The following is an 18756-nucleotide window of genomic DNA, read 5'->3' on the forward strand; positions in this document are numbered from 1 at the left end:
ACGGTAACCAGGGTTACCGTTTTTATTGTTTTCTCCCTCTCCCGTGGGAGAGGGGCGGAGTGAGGGCATCAGGCCGCACGACCGGGAATGATTTTTACGCTGGAATCTGATCGATCTTACTGCTGCGCGACCAGACGCGGTGCGCGGCGAGCAAATCAAACAGCTTCGTCATAAAGGCATCGTCAACGTTGTCTCCCTCGACAATGCCGTCCTCACCCTGATCGGCCACCTTCAGCTGCGCCTTAAACCGTCGCGCGTCGCCGGACAGCGCGATCGGTTTCAGGTGCTTATAGGCTTCGAGCAGATAATACACCGCGTCACCGTTGGTCAGCAGGCTGTCAATATCCCCGCCCGGCACAATCACCGCATCAACGGTCAGCGATGGCGCCCCGGCAAAGGTTGCCGCCACCGGCAGCACGGAGCCGTCATCGGCGGTCACTTCCCCCATGCGGGAATAAAGCAGTTTCGCATGCACGCCCTGGGTCTTCAGCGCCTGCATAATCCCCAGCACGTCGCTGGCGCGGGTTTTGTCGTTCAGCAGGATGGCGACCACGCGGCCTTTAATTGACCCACCCGGCACGGCATACAGGCTCAGCGACGGATCTTTCTTCACGCCGTTAACCTCTTTCGGCGGGGCAATGTTGCGCTGCTCATCGGTCAGCGTAATGCCCAGGTTATCCGCAACGCTCTGGGCGAGCTGAATATCAATGCGCGCCAGCTGATCGACCACACGCTCGCGGATGTAGGTACGCACCACTTTGCTCAGCTCAAAGCTGAAGCCGCCGATGATGTGCTGCTGCTCAATCGGCGTCTGGCTGTTCCAGAACAGGCGAGGGTGGGCGTAATACTCGCCGAACGACGGGCTGCGCTCGCGGATTTTATTGCCGTCGATACGCTCCTGATACGATTCGAATCCACCGCGTTTCGGCCCCGGCGGCGTTTCGCGCGGCCAGTTATCGTTGATAGAGTTCGGCTCATAGTTCGCCGGGTTGGTATCAATATCCTGACGGTGCATCCCGTCGCGCTGGAAGTTGTGGTACGGGCAGGTTGGGCGGTTAATCGGGATTTCGTGGAAGTTCGGCCCGCCAAGACGGCTGATCTGCGTATCGGTGTACGAGAACAACCGTCCCTGCAGGAGCGGATCGTTGGTGAAGTCCAGCCCCGGCACGATATGCCCGGGGTGGAATGCGGCCTGCTCGTTTTCGGCGAAGAAGTTATCCGGGTTGCGGTTGAGCACCATTTTGCCCACCAGCTGTACCGGCACCAGCTCTTCCGGAATCAGCTTCGTCGGGTCAAGCAGGTCGAAATCGAACTTAAATTCGTCCTCTTCCGGTATGAGCTGCAGGCCCAGTTCGTATTCCGGGAAATCGCCCGCTTCAATGGACTCCCACAGCTCGCGGCGATGGAAGTCCGGGTCGCGCCCGGTCAGCTTCTGCGCCTCGTCCCACACCAGCGAGGCTTTGCCCGCCACCGGCTTCCAGTGGAAGCGCACAAACGTGGCTTTGCCCTCGGCATTGATCAGACGGAAGGTATGGATACCAAACCCTTCCATCGTGCGATAGCTGCGCGGAATGCCGCGGTCTGACATCGCCCACATCACGTTGTGTAAGGTTTCAGGCTGCAGTGAGACGTAGTCCCAGAAGGTGTCGTGCGCACTTTGTCCCTGCGGTATGGCCCAGTGGGGCTCCGGTTTTACCGCATGGACAAAGTCAGGAAATTTATGCGCGTCCTGAATGAAGAACACCGGGGTGTTATTGCCCACCAGATCGAAAATACCCTCTTCGGTATAAAACTTGGTGGCAAAGCCGCGGATATCCCGAACCGTATCTGCCGAACCGGCGCCGCCCTGCACGGTGGAGAAGCGCACAAACACCGGGGTGATTTTATCCGGGTCAGAGAGGAAATCCGCTTTGGTGATGTCTTTCAGACTCTTGTAGGGCTGGAAGTAGCCGTGCGCTGCCGAGCCGCGCGCGTGGACAATGCGTTCCGGTATCCGCTCGTGGTCAAAATGGGTGATTTTTTCCCGCATGATAAAGTCTTCCAGCAGGGTTGGCCCGCGCGCGCCTGCGCGAAGAGAGTTCTGATCGTCAGCAATCCGCACGCCCTGATTGGTGGTGAGCGCAAAGCCTTCGCCGCCTTTGCGGTGCGGCTCAAGCGATTTCAGCTTCTCGTTTCCCGTGTCCGGCGATTTCATGCTTCCCGGTGCGGAGGGGCCAGGGGAGGGGCGATGAGAGCCGTCAGCAGGGGCGAGAGAGTCCATACCCGGTTGAGATTCTTCAGTGCCATGAATCGGTGATTGATGTGTTTTATCTTTGTTCGACATTGCACGCTTCTCCTTTATCCATTGCTAAAAACCCTATTAAGGATAGAACAATGTCGCGAGATGGCTCGTGAACTAAGAGTTTTCACATGCCGCCATTGACGAAAGGAGCCTTCAGGCCCACTTGGGGCGCGACGGAAGGCAGCAGGATCGGCTATCATAGAATTTTCCTGCTTCAAGAATTTGCTTTAGTGAACCAGCCGCTTATGAAACCTCTTCGTCAACAAAACCGCCAGGTTATTAGCTATGTGCCCCGCGTTGAGCCCGCGCCGCCAGACCACGCCCTGAAAGTGGAGGGTTTTCGCGATGTCTGGCAGCTTCGGGGGAAATACGTGGCCTTCGTGCTGATCGGCGAACATTTCCGCCGCTCGCCCACGTTTACGGTGCCGGAGTCAGCGCAGCGGTGGGCGATGCAGATCCGCCAGGATGAAGAGGTCGAAGAATAACAGCCATAAAAAAACCGCCATCAGGCGGTTTTTTTATTTCTACCGAGATTAACGATGCGCCAGCTCGGCGTCGTCTTCACTTTCCAGAATCGCTTTGTCGGTCTGCTTCAGCCACTGGCTGGTCAGCGTACCGGCGGTCATGGAGCCGCTTACGTTCAGCGCGGTACGGCCCATGTCGATCAGCGGCTCAACGGAGATCAGCAGCGCGACCAGCGTCACGGGCAGACCCAGCGCGGGCAGCACAATCAGCGCGGCGAAGGTTGCGCCACCGCCAACGCCCGCAACGCCTGCGGAGCTTACGGTAACAATCCCGACCAGCGTGGCGATCCAGACCGGATCCAGCGGGTTAATCCCAACGGTAGGGGCAACCATAACCGCCAGCATCGCCGGGTACAGACCCGCACAGCCGTTCTGACCAATGGTGGCACCAAAGGAGGCAGAGAAGCTGGCGATGGATTCAGGCACGCCCAGACGACGGGTTTGCGCTTCAACGTTCAGCGGAATAGACGCGGCGCTGGAACGGCTGGTGAAGGCAAAGGTCAGCACCGGCCAGACTTTACGGAAGTATTTCAGCGGGCTGACGCCGTTTACGCCCAGCAGGATGCCGTGCACCACGAACATAATGCCCAGGCCCAGATAAGAGGCGACAACGAAGCTGCCCAGCTTGATGATGTCCTGCAGGTTAGAGCCGGCAACCACTTTGGTCATCAGCGCCAGCACGCCGTAAGGCGTCAGCTGCATAACCAGACGCACCAGCTTCATCACCCAGCTTTGCAGGGTGTCGATCGCGGTCAGCACGCGTTCGCCTTTAGGTGCGTCGTCTTTCAGCAGCTTCAGCGCCGCTACGCCCAGGAACGCGGCGAAAATAACCACGCTGATGATCGAGGTTGGGCTCGCACCGGTCAGGTCAGCAAACGGGTTCTTCGGAATGAAGGAGAGCACCATCTGCGGCACGGTCAGGTCAGCCACTTTACCAACGTAGTTGGTTTGAATCGCGGTAAGACGCGCCGTTTCAGCGGTACCCTGAACCAGGCCTTCTGCGGTCAGGCCAAACAGGTTGGTGACCAGCACACCCACCAGCGCGGCAATCAGCGTGGTGAACAGCAGCGTACCAATGGTCAGGAAGCTGATTTTTCCCAGCTGAGTCGCGTTATGCAGGCGAGCAACGGCGCTCAGAATAGAGGCGAACACCAGCGGCATAACGATCATCTGCAGCAGCTGAACATAGCCGTTACCGACGATGTTGAACCACTGAATGGAATCTTTCAGAACTGGATTATCGGAGCCATAAATTGCCTGTAATGCCAGACCAAATACGACACCCATGGCCAGACCAACCAGCACTTTTTTCGCCAGGCTCCACTGTTTGTGGCGCGCCTGCGCAAGAAGCAATAGCAATACAACGAACACAACGACGTTCGCGATGAGTGGAAAATTCATCCCCGTTCTCCTGATTTATTATTGGGTCGGTTTTTACCGATCCTGTTGGCGGAAGGTTAGCAGAAGTGTGATGTAGCGCTTATATCCAAATGGAATGGGTTATGACAAATGAGATAATTTTGTCGGTTTACTGTTCAATCTGGTGATGAATAAAGCGATTGAACTGAAATTGCAGCGAATTAATCATCTGGGATGACCAGCGAACTGCACTGTTTTCGGGCAAGGTTTGCGGCATCCAGACGGCGTAAGCAAACAGCGCCATGCACAATACGCGCTCAAGCTGGTTGCCTTTCTGCGGTGCGAGGATCGGAAAACGGAAACGCCAGCGGCAGGGCCAAAGAAGCGGTACGCCCGCAGGCGTCAGCATATCGGCGAGAATATGGCTTAAATAGCCCAGCACCATGCCCTGGATGGCATCGGCGGGGACTATCCAGCTTTCGGGCACCTTCAAATAGAAAAGCGTCAGCAGGCCAAACACGGCCAGCAGGCTGTGCGTGAAACCCCGGTGGCCGAACGCGCGGGCGATGGGTTTCGATACCCACTTCAGGCGTTGTCCGAGGAAAGATTTGGGATGGTCAATGTCGGGCAGCAGGCAGGTCAATACGGCAGAAGGGACAATATGCCACCAGTCCCCCTGTGCCAGCACGGGGGTGAGTTCAGCGTTTTTGGCAAATACCGCGCACGCAATAGAAAAAAGCAGGTGGCCTTCCGCCGTCATGATAAAACCCACAAAACTGTCAATTCATACAGTATAGGGTTTTTATACAGTAGGCGGAAGAGGTGACGGTGTAACTGTTTGTCACAAACCAGAGAAGGGCGTTAACCGCCCTGCAGGTGATGCGCCCTGAGTTCTGCCAGTGAGTTAAGCTTCACGTCGGCAAGGGCAAACCGGGGGTCGTGACGGCCTTCTTCTGCGGGCACCACAATGGCGCGCATCCGTGCAGCCTTCGACGCCACCATACCGTTAACGGAATCTTCCAGCGCAACGCAGTTGAGGGGATCCAGGCCGAGCTTAGCGGCGCAGTCCAGATAGACCTGCGGGTGCGGCTTGCTGTAAGGCAATTTTTCAGCGGACGCCAGCGCGTCGAAACTGTCGCGCAGTTCAAACATCGTCAGCACTTTTTCCAGCATGTGCAGCGGTGAAGCCGAGGCCAGTCCGACCTTCAGCCCCTGGGCTTTACACAGCGCGACGGCCTCACGTACGCCGGGCAGCAGCGGCCGGTTCTCTTCCACCAGAGAAATGGCGCGGCTGATAATGCGTGCGGTCACCTCATCGCGATTGGGACCTACCCAAGGCTGTTGGGCAAACCACAGGTCAACCACCATATCGATGCGCAGGCCCAGCGTATCGGGAAGTTCATTACGGCGGCTGATATCCACGCCGAGGCTGGCCATAACATCCAGTTCGGCGCGATCCCACAGCGGTTCGGAATCGATCAGTAATCCATCCATGTCAAAAATTGCGGCAAGAATTTGGCGCGGTGTCGACATCACAACGTCTCCTTATCCAGGGTGTTCGACAGACGATACGTGCTAAGCACAATCTGCGATTTAGCATATTGCTTTTAAAGAGCGGGCGAAATTGATGACCAGCAGGTAGACTTAGGCACAAATAACGCGTCTTTATGAAGAGGAACTGATGACGTATCAACAAGCTGGACGCATTGCGGTCTTAAAACGTATTGCTGGCTGGGTAATTTTTATTCCTGCCGTCATTTCTACGCTGATTTCTGTACTCAAATTTATGTACGATCACAGCGAAAAACAGCCGGGTATCAATGCGGTAATGCTTGATTTCGCTCATGTCATGATTGAGATGATGCGTTTTAATACGCCATTTTTGAATGTCTTCTGGTTTAACTCACCCACTCCGGATTTTCATCAACAGCTGAATATCGGCTTTTGGGTGATATATGCCCTGATCTTTGTCGCGCTGGCACTGCAGGCCTCTGGTGCGAGAATGAGTCGCCAGACGCGCTTTTTACGCGAAGGCGTTGAGGATCAGTTGATTCTGGAGCAGGCCAAGGGCCCGGAAGGAATGAGTCGTGAGCAGATTGAATCCCGCATCGTTGTGCCGCGTCACACCATTTTCCTGCAAATTTTCCCGCTCTATATCCTTCCCGTGATTATCATTGTGGCGGGATACTTCTTCTTCTCACTGCTCGGTTTTCTGTAAGCGATAAGGGTGGCGGCAAGGCCACCCTTTCTCTTCTCAGGCGGCAAGCATACGCTCGAGTGCCCGCTGCGCGTTAACAAGGTGTTCTCCGCCAAAAAGAATGGCACGGTTCATCAGCGTATAAAGCTGATACACCGGCTGGCGGTCGAGGAAACCGGGCGGCAGGGGGGAAACAGACTGGTATCCGTCGTATATTTGCGGCGGCTGCTCAGGATGAAGCGGCAACATGGCAAGATCGCACTCTCTGTCACCCCAGTAGCAGGCCGGGTCAAAGATGTACGGGCCGTTGGGACCCAGCGCGCAGTTATTGGACCACAAATCGCCGTGAAGCAGCGACGCCTGAGGCTGGTGGGATGCCAGACGCTGTTGAACGTGCTCGACGATGGCGTCGATATTGCCAAATTCCAGCCCTTTTTCGGCGGCCAGCTCAAGCTGCCAGCCAATGCGCTGCTCGGCAAAAAATGTCGACCAGCGACGCTGCCAGGTATTGGGCTGTGGCGTGGTGGAGAGATCGTTGTCAAAGTCGAGACCAAACTGCGGCTGGTCGCTCCATTGATGCAGGCGCGCTAGCTGTTGGCCGAGGATGAACGCATTATGGGCATCCAGCGGCCGGGCGGGGAGATACTCCATCACCAGGAAGCTGTAGTCGCGGTCGCTCCCCACGGCCAGAACCTGCGGGACCGTGACCGTTTTACTGCGCGACAACAGCTCCAGCTGGTCGGCTTCGGCGGTAAATATCGGAAGCAGCTCTCGCTCATCGCACTTAACGAAAAGATCGCGCCCTGCGTAGCGTAAATGCCACGCGGCGTGGATTTCACCGCCTGGCAGTTCGTTACGCAGTTCAATTTCACCTTCACCCAGCTGCTCACGTAAAAGATGACTGATAGCCTGCCACATGTTGTCTCTCCCATGTTGTCTGCCAGATCATAAAGTTAGCGCATAACTGCGGTAAAAAAATACGAACTAACGCACACCTGAGCGGTTTAAATTCATACAGCGCACTTATTGTTCTTTTTTCCGCCAGCTTTCCCAGGTATCCACGTCAATCTCGGCAGGCTTATCGGTCACGCTCTCCACCAGACTTGCGGCCAGTGCATGAACCTCTTCCTGGCTCAGGGCGCCGATCAGACCAAATGTCAGGGAGCCTAAATCATGAATATTGCCCTCGTCATCTGTCAGGGTGAGGAGAAAATTAGCCCGGGTGAAAGCATTGTTGAGCTCATTTAGCTCGGTCAGCGATGCTTCATGAAGGTTGATGGTCACGACGTAGCGTGTGATGTCACCACTGCTCATAATTCACCTCATTGTTATCATGGAAGTTTTCTTAGCATAGTCGATAGTTTGCGTTTGGCGACTCAGCGAGGACATTCCCCTCCGTAAAGACGAAGGGGAACAGGGGTTAATTTCGGGACAGGTAATCGACGATTTTTTGCGTATCGGCAAGCGAACAGAGACGCGTGCCCTGGTTGATGGTGGCGGCGCTACCCGCCGCCACGCCGTAGCGTGTCATTTCGAGCAGAGACGCACCCTGCGCCAGTTTTAGCGTCATCGCACCCACCATGCTATCGCCCGCGCCAACCGTGCTCTGGCTCTTCATCGGCGGTGGGACAACCTGAACGGACGATGATTCATCAACTGCCAGCGCCCCCTGAGGGCCAAGGGAGACGACTACACGCCGCGCTTTGCCGCTGCGCACCAGCTCCTGCGCGGCGGTGCGCACATCATCAGGCTGCGTCAGTTCACGGTTTACCAGCGCGCTTAGCTCTTTCTGGTTGGGTTTGACCAGCTCCAGATTGCCCGGCACCAGGGCCGCCTGCAGGGCCTCGCCGCTGCTGTCGACAATGCAGCGGATGCCGCGATGCTGCGCGGCCTGAATCAGCGCCGTTAATTTTTCCGTGCTTACGCCGGGCGGCAGGCTGCCGCTTATCACCAGCAGCGCGCCGCTCTCTATCGTCAGCACTTTCTCTTCAAGCTGACGAAACTCGTCATCGCTGAGTTTCGCGCCCGGCATGACAAAACGGTACTGTTCGCCGCTGGATCCTACGTGGACATGCAGGTTTTGCCGCGTCCAGTCTTTGGCCTCAACGGTTTCAACGGCAACCTGTTCATCAGCCAGCAGAGAGACCAGGTGTTCACCGGTGGCACCGCCTGCGGGAAAAATTGCCGTGGCTTTGCCGCCGAGATGTGTAATGGCGCGCGCCACGTTGATCCCGCCGCCGCCGGGCTCAAAGACCGGGGCGCTACAGCGCAATTTACCTTCCGGGTAAATCTGCGGCGTCAGGGTGGCGGAATCCAGGGAAGGGGAGAGCGTCAGAGTATAAATAGAAACCATCATTACCTCCTTTTAGCATGGGCTCTTATTAGCCTGGCACCATTTGTCAGGAAGGCAATGTAAATAACAGTATGATTTTAAATATGAATACTGACAAAAAGTGAGGTGGGGGATATATAAAATAAAACGCTTTTTGAGATCGTTCTTATTCAAAAAATGAAATAAGAAAACATTGCTATGTTATTTGCGGCTTTTTATAATTTGTTACCTTTCTCTGGACGCCTTGTCATTGATCCTCAAGAAAGATTCCGGGACCGTGTGGTCTCTTTTTTTGTTGTACGGACTCCTTAATAAAATGAAGCTTTTAAAGACAGTGCCCGCTGCACTGATGCTGGCGGGTGGCGTGTTTGCGGCTATGAACGCGACCGCTGATGATACCGTTTTTACTGTCATGGACGATCCTTCCACCGCGAAAAAACCGTTTGAAGGTAACCTGAACGCCGGGTACCTGGCACAATCCGGTAACACGAAAAGCTCTTCTCTGACGGCGGACAGTACGCTTACCTGGTACGGCAACACCACCGCCTGGTCTCTGTGGGGTAATGCCAGCAACACTTCCGCTAATGACGAACGTTCTTCCGAGAAATATGCGGTAGGCGGACGTAGCCGTTACAACATGACCGACTATGACTACCTGTTTGGACAGGCAAGCTGGTTAACTGACCGTTACAACGGTTATCGCCAGCGCGATGTGTTCACCGCCGGTTATGGTCGCCAGTTCCTGAACGGTCCGGTACACAGCCTCCGTTTTGAATTCGGTCCTGGTGTGCGTTATGACGAGTACACCAATGGCGATACCAAAACCCAACCCCTCGGTTACGCTTCCGGTACCTATGCCTGGCAGATGACTGACAACACCAAATTTACCCAAGGTGTTTCTGTATTTGGTGCCGACGACACGACGCTTAACTCTGAGACGGCGCTGAACGTGGCTATTAACGAACACTTTGGTCTGAAAGTGGCCTACAACGTGACCTGGAACTCTTCACCACCAGAATCTGCGCCGGATCATACCGACCGCAGAACCACGGTTTCACTGGGTTATAGAATGTAATAAAAGCGGGCCGATGATAAGGTCGGCCCGTTTATTGTCTGCGGTTTTTTGACGTCCCTTCTGATGACCTGTCTTCGCCCCTAGCCCCAAATCATTGCCGCCCAACGGAGTAGCAGCATTGCGCCGCAGATGGCAATCAGCACCAGCACCATTTTCCAGTGTTTTACGGCAAATCGTTTTGTTGGCATAACCTAATCCTTGTTTGTTGATATCCACAGTCTACCAAACAGGGCCGAAATATGCCCCTTCTTGGGATCGATTAGGTTATGCCAGCGCAGGGGTCGCCTCAGAACCAGTGGAATCGTTCGGCGAGAATCAACAATAAACCTGTGGCGGAAAGGACATTCAATATCACAACCGTTCTGCTGGATACGTTCATGGTATGCACCTTTGGGTTTAAAGACCTGTTCAAGAGTAGCCCAGCATCTTCGAAATGCGAGCGCAGGGGAGAAGCAACCTGCAAATTCGTGCGAAAGCGCCAGCCCATCAATCTGGCCGCAGAGGGTGCAATCTCCTTTCCGTTAGTGTTAACATTACGTCGCTTGCCGTAAATCCACATTAATCTGAATTCGGCTGGTGAATGATGACGAACCAATTTGACGATTGTTGGTCAGATGGTGTCGTAATCTATTGTCAAATCACGATTATTTTCTTTGTATATGCTCTTATGTGTGGGGCATCACTGCAAATAAGGATATAAAATGCCTGTAATTACTCTTCCTGATGGCAGCCAACGCCATTTCGACCGTGCTGTTAGCCCAATGGATGTAGCCCTGGACATTGGTCCTGGTCTCGCGAAAGCGACTATCGCTGGCCGCGTTAACGGTGAGCTGGTGGATGCTTCCGATCTGATCGAAAACGATGCGACGCTTGCAATCATTACCGCGAAAGACGAAGAAGGTCTGGAGATCATTCGTCACTCCTGCGCGCACCTGTTAGGCCATGCCATCAAACAGCTGTGGCCAAACACCAAAATGGCGATCGGTCCGGTTATCGACAACGGTTTCTACTATGACGTTGACCTTGACCACACCCTGACTCAGGAAGATATCGACGCGCTCGAAAAACGCATGCACGAGCTCGCCGAAACGAACTATGACGTCATCAAGAAGAAAGTCAGCTGGCACGAAGCGCGTGAAACCTTCGTGAAGCGCGGCGAGAGCTATAAAGTCTCTATTCTTGACGAAAACATTTCGCATGATGACAAGCCTGGCTTGTACCATCACGAAGAATACGTCGACATGTGCCGTGGACCGCACGTGCCGAACATGCGCTTCTGTCATCACTTTAAGCTGATGAAGATCGCGGGCGCCTACTGGCGTGGCGACAGCAACAACAAGATGTTGCAGCGTATTTATGGTACCGCGTGGGCTGATAAAAAAGCCCTGAACGCATACCTGCTGCGCCTGGAAGAGGCGGCGAAGCGTGACCACCGTAAAATCGGTAAGCAGCTTGACCTGTACCACATGCAGGAAGAAGCGCCGGGTATGGTGTTCTGGCATAACGACGGCTGGACTATCTTCCGTGAACTGGAAACTTTCGTACGCTCCAAGCTGAAAGAGTACCAGTATCAGGAAGTGAAAGGCCCGTTCATGATGGACCGTGTGCTGTGGGAAAAAACCGGCCACTGGGACAACTACAAAGATGCGATGTTCACCACCTCGTCTGAGAACCGTGAATACTGCATCAAGCCAATGAACTGCCCGGGCCACGTTCAGATCTTCAACCAGGGTCTGAAATCCTACCGTGACCTGCCGCTGCGTATGGCGGAGTTCGGTAGCTGCCACCGTAACGAGCCATCAGGTGCGCTGCACGGTCTGATGCGTGTTCGTGGCTTTACTCAGGATGATGCGCATATCTTCTGTACTGAAGATCAGGTTCGTGACGAAGTTAACGCCTGTATTCGTATGGTCTACGATATGTACAGCACCTTTGGCTTCGAGAAGATCGTCGTCAAACTCTCAACGCGTCCGGAAAAACGTATCGGTAGCGATGAGACATGGGATCGCGCAGAAGCGGATCTCGCCGTGGCGCTGGAAGAGAACGGCATTCCGTTCGAATACCAGCTGGGCGAGGGCGCATTCTACGGTCCGAAAATTGAATTTACCCTGTATGACTGCCTCGATCGCGCATGGCAGTGCGGTACTGTACAGCTGGACTTCTCCCTGCCGCAGCGTTTAAGCGCCTCTTATGTTGGCGAAGACAACGAGCGTCAGGTACCGGTAATGATTCACCGTGCAATTCTCGGTTCTCTGGAGCGCTTCATCGGCATCCTGACCGAAGAGTTCGCTGGCTTCTTCCCAACCTGGCTTGCGCCAGTGCAGGTCGTGGTGATGAACATTACCGATTCTCAGGCGGATTACGTTAAAGAATTGACGCAGAAACTACAAAATGCGGGCATTCGCGTAAAAGCAGACTTGAGAAATGAGAAGATTGGCTTTAAAATCCGCGAGCACACTTTACGTCGTGTCCCGTATATGTTGGTCTGTGGTGATAAAGAGGTGGAAGCAGGCAAAGTCGCCGTTCGCACCCGCCGTGGTAAAGACCTGGGCAGCCTGGACGTAAGTGAAGTGATTGAGAAGCTGCAACAAGAGATTCGCAGCCGCAGTCTTCAACAACTGGAGGAATAAGGTATTAAAGGCGGAAAACGAGTTCAAACGGCACGTCCGAATCGTATCAATGGCGAGATTCGCGCCCAGGAAGTTCGCTTAACAGATCTTGAAGGTGAACCACTGGGGATTGTGAGTCTGAGAGAAGCGATCGAAAAAGCTGAAGAAGCTGGAGTAGATTTAGTTGAAATCAGCCCTAACGCCGAACCGCCAGTTTGTCGTATCATGGACTACGGCAAGTTCCTTTATGAAAAGAGTAAGTCTTCTAAGGAACAGAAGAAGAAGCAAAAAGTTATCCAGGTTAAGGAAATCAAATTCCGTCCTGGCACCGACGATGGCGATTATCAGGTAAAACTCCGCAGCCTGATTCGCTTTCTGGAAGATGGCGATAAGGCCAAGATCACACTGCGTTTCCGCGGTCGTGAGATGGCCCACCAACAGATTGGTATGGAAGTGCTTAACCGCGTCCGTGACGATCTGAGTGAACTGGCAGTAGTCGAATCCTTCCCTACGAAGATCGAAGGCCGCCAGATGATCATGGTGCTCGCTCCTAAGAAGAAACAGTAAGGCCTTCAAGCAGCAAAATCTGTGGAGCCTTCGGGTTTCATAGGTTTTGTTCGCCTATGTTTCGTTTATTTAACAATGCGAAGTGGAAGTTATTAAGATGCCAAAAATTAAGACCGTACGCGGTGCTGCTAAGCGCTTCAAAAAAACCGGTGGTGGTGGATTTAAGCGTAAGCACGCAAACCTGCGTCATATTCTGACCAAAAAATCTACTAAGCGTAAACGTCACCTGCGTCCAAAAGGCCTCGTTTCTAAAGGCGATCTGGGTCTGGTTATCGCGTGCCTGCCGTACGCATAAGCCGTTAACGTTTAATTTTTTTACTAAGAATATAGATACAGGAGAGCACATATGGCTCGCGTAAAACGTGGTGTAATTGCACGTGCACGTCACAAGAAAATTTTGAAACAAGCTAAAGGCTACTACGGTGCGCGTTCACGCGTTTACCGCGTTGCCTTCCAGGCTGTTATCAAAGCAGGTCAGTACGCTTACCGTGACCGTCGTCAGCGTAAGCGTCAGTTCCGTCAACTGTGGATTGCGCGTATCAACGCAGCAGCACGTCAGAACGGTATTTCTTACAGCAAATTCATCAACGGCCTGAAAAAAGCTTCTGTTGAAATCGACCGTAAGATCCTGGCTGACATCGCAGTATTCGACAAAGTAGCGTTCACCGCTCTGGTCGAAAAAGCGAAAGCAGCACTGGCATAAGCCAGTTGAAAGAGGGGGCTTTGCTCCCTCTTTTCATTTAACACCATCAGAAGATTGACATTTATCCGTCCAGGCTTTTCAATAAGGTCTTAACGGTTTTTACCAGACAAGGTAACGCAAGCATGAATGCTGCTATTTTCCGCTTCTTCTTTTACTTTAGCACCTGATTTCAGGAGGCTAGCGCGTGAAAGATGAAACGAAAAACAGCGCCAGATAAGCCTCCCGATGGAGGCTTTTTTTGTGCCTGAATTTGAGAGAATAACTCCACCAAATCGGTGTCTGCACCGACATAATGAGGAAAATCATGTCACATCTCGCAGAGCTGGTTGCCAGTGCAACAGCCGCCATTAATCAGGCCTCAGATGTTGCCGCGTTAGACAATGTCCGCGTCGAATATCTTGGGAAGAAAGGGCACCTGACCCTTCAGATGACAACCCTGCGTGAGCTGCCGGCAGAAGAACGCCCGGCAGCGGGTGCGGTGATTAACGAAGCCAAAGAGCAGGTACAGCAGGCGCTGAACGCGCGCAAAGCCGAGCTGGAAAGCGCGGTGCTGAATGCGCGTCTGGCCGCAGAGACGATCGACGTTTCTCTGCCGGGTCGCCGTATCGAAAACGGTGGTCTGCATCCCGTTACCCGCACCATCGATCGCATTGAAAGTTTCTTCGGTGAGCTCGGCTTTACCGTGGCGACTGGCCCGGAAATCGAAGATGATTACCATAACTTCGACGCCCTGAACATTCCTGGCCATCATCCGGCACGCGCTGACCACGACACTTTCTGGTTCGACGCTACGCGTCTGCTACGTACTCAGACCTCCGGCGTTCAGATCCGTACCATGAAGGATCAGGCGCCGCCAATCCGTATTATCGCGCCGGGCCGCGTCTATCGTAACGACTACGATCAGACCCACACCCCAATGTTCCACCAGATGGAAGGTCTGATTGTTGATAAAAACATCAGCTTCACCAACCTGAAGGGCACGCTGCACGATTTCCTGAACAACTTCTTTGAGGAAGATCTGCAGGTTCGTTTCCGCCCGTCCTACTTCCCGTTTACCGAACCGTCTGCGGAAGTTGACGTGATGGGTAAAAACGGCAAATGGCTGGAAGTGCTGGGCTGCGGCATGGTGCATCCAAACGTGCTGCGCAACGTGGGTATCGATCCGGAAGTTTACTCCGGCTTTGCCTTCGGCATGGGCATGGAGCGCCTGACTATGCTGCGCTACGGCGTGACCGACTTACGTGCATTCTTCGAAAACGATCTGCGTTTCCTCAAACAGTTTAAATAAGGGCAGGACAGAACAATGAAATTCAGTGAACTGTGGTTACGCGAGTGGGTGAACACCACGCTGGACAGCGACGCGCTTTCTAACCAGATCACCATGGCGGGTCTGGAAGTGGACGGTGTTGAGCCGGTTTCCGGAGCCTTCAACGGCGTGGTCGTCGGCGAAGTGGTAGAGTGCGGCCAGCACCCTAACGCTGACAAACTGCGCGTAACAAAAGTAAACGTGGGCGGTGACCGTCTGCTGGATATCGTCTGCGGTGCGCCAAACTGCCGTCAGGGCCTGAAGGTGGCCGTGGCGACCGTCGGCGCAGTGCTGCCGGGCGATTTCAAAATTAAAGCGGCTAAGCTGCGCGGCGAGCCGTCTGAAGGCATGCTGTGCTCCTTCTCCGAGCTGGGTATTTCCGACGATCATAACGGCATCATTGAGCTGCCGCTGGATGCGCCAATCGGCACCGATATCCGTGAATACCTGAAGCTTGATGACAACACCATTGAAATCAGCGTCACGCCAAACCGTGCCGACTGCTTAGGTATCATCGGCGTGGCGCGCGACGTGGCCGTGCTGAACCAGACCGAACTGAACGCGCCGGAAATCGCGCCGGTTGAAGCGACCATCAGTGACGTGCTGCCTATTCAGGTTGACGCTGCGGATGCTTGCCCGCGCTACCTCGGTCGCGTGGTGAAAGGCATCAACGTGAAAGCGCCAACTCCGCTGTGGATGAAAGAGAAGCTGCGCCGCTGCGGTATTCGCTCTATCGACGCAGTGGTCGACGTGACCAACTACGTTCTGCTGGAGCTGGGCCAGCCAATGCACGCGTTCGATAAAGACCGTATCGACGGCGGCATCGTTGTGCGCATGGCGAAAGAGGGCGAAACCCTGGTTCTGCTGGACGGCAGCGAAGCCAAACTGAACGCCGACACCCTGGTGATTGCGGACCACAGCAAAGCGCTGGCAATGGGCGGTATCTTCGGTGGCGAGCACTCAGGCGTCAACGACGAGACGCAAAACGTCCTGCTGGAATGCGCGTTCTTCAGCCCGCTCTCCATCACCGGTCGCGCACGCCGTCACGGCCTGCATACCGATGCCTCTCACCGCTACGAGCGCGGCGTTGACCCTGCTCTGCAGTATAAAGCGATGGAACGTGCGACCCGCCTGCTGATCGACATCTGCGGCGGCGAAGCGGGCCCGGTTATTGACGTCACCAACGAAGCGACCCTGCCGAAGCGTGCGACCATCACCCTGCGCCGCAGCAAGCTGGATCGCCTGATTGGCCACCACGTTGCCGATGCGCAGGTAACCGACATCCTGAAACGTCTGGGCTGTGAAGTAACCGAAGGGCAGGACGAGTGGAAAGCCGTTGCGCCATCATGGCGTTTCGACATGGAAATTGAAGAAGATCTGGTGGAAGAAGTGGCCCGCGTTTACGGCTACAACAACATCCCTGACGAGCCTGTCCAGGCGGGTCTGGTAATGGGCACCCACCGTGAAGCCGACCTGTCTCTGAAGCGTGTGAAAACCATGCTGAACGACAAAGGCTACCAGGAAGTGATCACCTACAGCTTCGTTGATCCAAAGCTGCAGCAGCTGATCCACCCGGGTCAGGAAGCGCTGATCCTGCCAAGCCCAATCTCCAGCGAAATGTCCGCGATGCGTCTGTCTCTGTGGACGGGCCTGCTGGGCACTGTCGTTTATAACCAGAATCGCCAGCAAAACCGCGTGCGAATTTTCGAAAGCGGTTTGCGCTTTGTACCGGATAATCAGGCAAATTTAGGCATCCGTCAGGATCTCATGCTGGCTGGCGCCATCAGCGGCAACCGCTATGAAGAGCACTGGGACCTGGCAAAAGGCACGGTTGATTTCTACGATATGAAGGGCGATCTGGAAGCGATTCTGGATCTGACCGGTAAATTATCTGAAATTGAATTCCGCGCAGAAGCTATCCCGGCCCTGCATCCTGGCCAGAGCGCAGCTATCTATTTAGACGGCAAACGCGTTGGTTTTATTGGGGTTGTTCACCCTGAGCTGGAGCGTAAGCTGGACCTGAACGGCCGTACCATCGTGTTCGAGCTGGAATGGAACCCGGTGGCTGACCGCGTTATTCCTCAGGCTCAGGACGTCTCCCGCTTCCCGGCAAACCGCCGTGATATCGCGGTTGTGGTCGCGGAAAATGTGCCTGCAGCAGATATTTTGGCCGAATGTAAGAAAGTTGGCGTAAATCAGGTAGTTGGCGTAAACTTATTTGACGTGTACCGCGGCAAGGGCGTAGCAAAAGGTTTCAAGAGCCTCGCTATTAGCCTTATCCTTCAGGATACCAGCCGTACACTCGAAGAAGAGGAGATTGCCGCTACCGTCGCCAAATGTGTAGAGGCATTAAAAGAGCGATTCCAGGCATCATTGAGGGATTGAACCTATGGCGCTTACAAAAGCTGAAATGTCAGAATATCTGTTTGATAAGCTTGGGCTTAGCAAACGGGATGCCAAAGAGCTGGTAGAGCTGTTTTTCGAAGAGATCCGTCGTGCTCTGGAAAATGGTGAGCAGGTAAAACTCTCCGGTTTTGGCAATTTTGATTTGCGAGACAAAAACCAACGTCCGGGCCGCAACCCGAAGACGGGGGAAGATATTCCCATTACAGCCCGCCGCGTGGTGACCTTCAGACCCGGCCAGAAGTTAAAAAGCCGTGTCGAAAACGCAACGCCCAAAGCAGAGTAATATGAACTAACTAAAAAGGCCGCCCACGCGGCCTTTTTTCTTTGCGCTCTCCGGCAAACCCGCCGTAAAATCAATTACATCTCACGCTACTAAAACCGTACACATGCTTGATTATGCCCATCGCCAGCACCGTTCAGATAAGCGTCGCCTGTTTTTGCTGGTGCTGTTGCTCATTGTCGCCGCAGGCGTGAGCCTCTGCGCGGGCGACAGATGGATCGGGCCTGAAAGCTGGTGGAGGTCGGACGGGCAGCTCTTCGTCTGGCAAATTCGCCTGCCGCGCACCGTCGCGGTGGTTCTGGTCGGCGCCGCGCTGGCGCTGTGCGGTACCATAATGCAGGCGTTGTTTGATAACCCTCTGGCGGAGCCCGGGCTGCTCGGCGTGTCAAACGGCGCAGGCGTAGGCCTGATTGCGGCGGTAATGCTCGGCGGAGGTGAACTCTCCGGATGGAGTATTAGCCTGAGCGCTATCCTCGGCGCGCTGCTGATCACCGCGATCCTTCTTCGTTTCGCCAGACGGCACTTATCGACCAGCCGTCTGCTGCTTGCCGGCGTGGCGCTGGGGATTATCTGCAGCGCGCTGATGACCTGGGCGGTCTACTTCTCAACATCCTTTGACCTGCGTCAGCTGATGTACTGGATGATGGGCGGTTTTGGAGGCGTTGACTGGCACCAGGGCTGGCTGATGGTGCTGCTGGTACCGGTTATCGTGTGGGCTACCCTGCAGGCGCAGCCGCTGAATATGCTCGCGCTGGGTGAAACCTCTGCCCGCCAGCTCGGCATGCCGATTGGGTTCTGGCGTAATGTGCTGGTAATAGCCATTGGCTGGCTGGTCGGCGTCAGCGTGGCTCTGGCGGGCGCGATCGGCTTCATCGGGCTGGTTATTCCGCACATGCTGCGCCTGTGTGGCCTCACGGACCATCGGACCCTGCTTCCGGCCTCGGCGGTTGCCGGGGCCGTCACGCTGCTGGTGGCCGATATCATCGCCCGGCTTGCCCTGACGGCCGCAGAGCTGCCGATTGGCGTGGTGACCGCTACGCTGGGCGCGCCGGTGTTTATCTGGCTACTATTAAAAGCTGGACGTTAAATCAACAAGCCGTAAGACAACCTGAGGGAA

21 protein-coding genes and 1 other annotated feature are annotated in these 18756 nt (G+C 54.7%); of the genes, 12 read left to right on the forward strand and 9 right to left on the reverse strand.

All coding sequences use genetic code 11. The features are described from left to right. Window positions 1-94: 94 nt before the first annotated feature. Window positions 95-2323, reverse strand: a complete 2229-nt coding sequence (gene katE / locus ACMWLG_RS02570) for a catalase HPII (RefSeq protein ID WP_045401497.1) — start codon at window positions 2321-2323, stop codon at window positions 95-97. 188 nt (window positions 2324-2511) lie between these two features. Here katE and cedA point away from each other — a divergent pair, with 188 nt between their 5' ends. Further along, the gene (gene cedA / locus ACMWLG_RS02575) at window positions 2512-2766 is read left to right on the forward strand and encodes a cell division activator CedA (RefSeq protein ID WP_071845469.1); all 255 of its coding nucleotides are present in this window, start codon (window positions 2512-2514) and stop codon (window positions 2764-2766) included. A 48-nt stretch (window positions 2767-2814) separates the two neighbouring features. Here cedA and tcyP read toward each other — a convergent pair whose 3' ends face one another. From tcyP to hxpB, 3 genes are all read right to left on the reverse strand, one after another. Next, entirely contained in the window at window positions 2815-4206 is a 1392-nt protein-coding gene (gene tcyP, locus ACMWLG_RS02580; RefSeq protein ID WP_008500667.1) for a cystine/sulfocysteine:cation symporter, read from the reverse strand. Between the two features lie 127 nt (window positions 4207-4333). Beyond that, window positions 4334-4924, reverse strand: a complete 591-nt coding sequence (locus tag ACMWLG_RS02585; RefSeq protein WP_014883483.1) for a metal-dependent hydrolase — start codon at window positions 4922-4924, stop codon at window positions 4334-4336. Window positions 4925-5025: 101 nt separating this feature from the next. Further along, window positions 5026-5697, reverse strand: a complete 672-nt coding sequence (hxpB, locus tag ACMWLG_RS02590) for a hexitol phosphatase HxpB (protein ID WP_045401495.1) — start codon at window positions 5695-5697, stop codon at window positions 5026-5028. Window positions 5698-5845: 148 nt separating this feature from the next. On the opposite strand from hxpB, the gene ACMWLG_RS02595 reads away from it, so the two are divergent. Then, window positions 5846-6382, forward strand: coding sequence for a YniB family protein (locus ACMWLG_RS02595; RefSeq protein ID WP_023311291.1), 537 nt, complete (start codon window positions 5846-5848; stop codon window positions 6380-6382). 36 nt (window positions 6383-6418) lie between these two features. Here the strand turns inward: ACMWLG_RS02595 and ACMWLG_RS02600 are convergent, their stop codons facing one another. The 3 genes from ACMWLG_RS02600 to pfkB form a co-directional block, all read right to left on the reverse strand. Then, on the reverse strand, window positions 6419-7279 hold the full coding sequence (locus ACMWLG_RS02600; RefSeq protein ID WP_414762946.1) for a fructosamine kinase family protein: 861 nt from the start codon (window positions 7277-7279) through the stop codon (window positions 6419-6421). Between the two features lie 105 nt (window positions 7280-7384). After that, on the reverse strand, window positions 7385-7675 hold the full coding sequence (gene ghoS, locus ACMWLG_RS02605; protein ID WP_045401492.1) for a type V toxin-antitoxin system endoribonuclease antitoxin GhoS: 291 nt from the start codon (window positions 7673-7675) through the stop codon (window positions 7385-7387). A 106-nt stretch (window positions 7676-7781) separates the two neighbouring features. Further along, window positions 7782-8714, reverse strand: a complete 933-nt coding sequence (pfkB, locus tag ACMWLG_RS02610; protein ID WP_023311294.1) for a 6-phosphofructokinase II — start codon at window positions 8712-8714, stop codon at window positions 7782-7784. A 295-nt stretch (window positions 8715-9009) separates the two neighbouring features. Here pfkB and ACMWLG_RS02615 point away from each other — a divergent pair, with 295 nt between their 5' ends. Then, window positions 9010-9768, forward strand: coding sequence for a YdiY family protein (locus ACMWLG_RS02615; protein WP_029740435.1), 759 nt, complete (start codon window positions 9010-9012; stop codon window positions 9766-9768). 80 nt (window positions 9769-9848) lie between these two features. On the opposite strand, the gene yniD is transcribed toward ACMWLG_RS02615, so the two are convergent. Then, window positions 9849-9956, reverse strand: coding sequence for a small membrane protein YniD (gene yniD / locus ACMWLG_RS02620; RefSeq protein WP_008500658.1), 108 nt, complete (start codon window positions 9954-9956; stop codon window positions 9849-9851). Between the two features lie 98 nt (window positions 9957-10054). Next, window positions 10055-10327, reverse strand: coding sequence for a stress response membrane protein YncL (gene yncL / locus ACMWLG_RS02625; protein WP_080298627.1), 273 nt, complete (start codon window positions 10325-10327; stop codon window positions 10055-10057). 142 nt (window positions 10328-10469) lie between these two features. Between yncL and thrS the strand changes: the two genes are divergently transcribed. From thrS to btuC, 9 genes are all read left to right on the forward strand, one after another. After that, window positions 10470-12398 (forward strand): threonine--tRNA ligase, encoded by a 1929-nt coding sequence (gene thrS / locus ACMWLG_RS02630; RefSeq protein ID WP_008500657.1) that lies wholly within the window; start codon window positions 10470-10472, stop codon window positions 12396-12398. Between the two features lie 3 nt (window positions 12399-12401). After that, window positions 12402-12944 (forward strand): translation initiation factor IF-3, encoded by a 543-nt coding sequence (gene infC / locus ACMWLG_RS02635; protein ID WP_014069901.1) that lies wholly within the window; start codon window positions 12402-12404, stop codon window positions 12942-12944. Between the two features lie 97 nt (window positions 12945-13041). After that, window positions 13042-13239, forward strand: coding sequence for a 50S ribosomal protein L35 (rpmI, locus tag ACMWLG_RS02640; RefSeq protein WP_003030583.1), 198 nt, complete (start codon window positions 13042-13044; stop codon window positions 13237-13239). Window positions 13240-13290: 51 nt separating this feature from the next. After that, on the forward strand, window positions 13291-13647 hold the full coding sequence (gene rplT, locus ACMWLG_RS02645) for a 50S ribosomal protein L20 (RefSeq protein WP_000124850.1): 357 nt from the start codon (window positions 13291-13293) through the stop codon (window positions 13645-13647). A gap of 117 nt (window positions 13648-13764) precedes the next feature. Further along, window positions 13765-13889, forward strand: a sequence feature (Phe leader region). Next, window positions 13770-13814, forward strand: a complete 45-nt coding sequence (gene pheM / locus ACMWLG_RS02650) for a pheST operon leader peptide PheM (RefSeq protein ID WP_001386830.1) — start codon at window positions 13770-13772, stop codon at window positions 13812-13814. It overlaps the preceding feature by 45 nt. A gap of 62 nt (window positions 13890-13951) precedes the next feature. Beyond that, entirely contained in the window at window positions 13952-14935 is a 984-nt protein-coding gene (gene pheS, locus ACMWLG_RS02655) for a phenylalanine--tRNA ligase subunit alpha (RefSeq protein ID WP_029740434.1), read from the forward strand. A gap of 15 nt (window positions 14936-14950) precedes the next feature. Continuing rightward, the gene (gene pheT / locus ACMWLG_RS02660; RefSeq protein WP_045620386.1) at window positions 14951-17338 is read left to right on the forward strand and encodes a phenylalanine--tRNA ligase subunit beta; all 2388 of its coding nucleotides are present in this window, start codon (window positions 14951-14953) and stop codon (window positions 17336-17338) included. A gap of 4 nt (window positions 17339-17342) precedes the next feature. After that, entirely contained in the window at window positions 17343-17642 is a 300-nt protein-coding gene (ihfA, locus tag ACMWLG_RS02665; protein WP_003857805.1) for an integration host factor subunit alpha, read from the forward strand. 103 nt (window positions 17643-17745) lie between these two features. Beyond that, window positions 17746-18726: a vitamin B12 ABC transporter permease BtuC gene (btuC, locus tag ACMWLG_RS02670; RefSeq protein WP_045401490.1), complete on the forward strand. Its 981-nt coding sequence runs from the start codon at window positions 17746-17748 to the stop codon at window positions 18724-18726. The last annotated feature ends 30 nt before the right edge of the window (window positions 18727-18756 follow it).

Origin of the sequence: Enterobacter sp. 01-M-02-SI-ECC, assembly GCF_047530595.1 — a bacterium.
Lineage (GTDB): Bacteria > Pseudomonadota > Gammaproteobacteria > Enterobacterales > Enterobacteriaceae > Enterobacter > Enterobacter cloacae_M.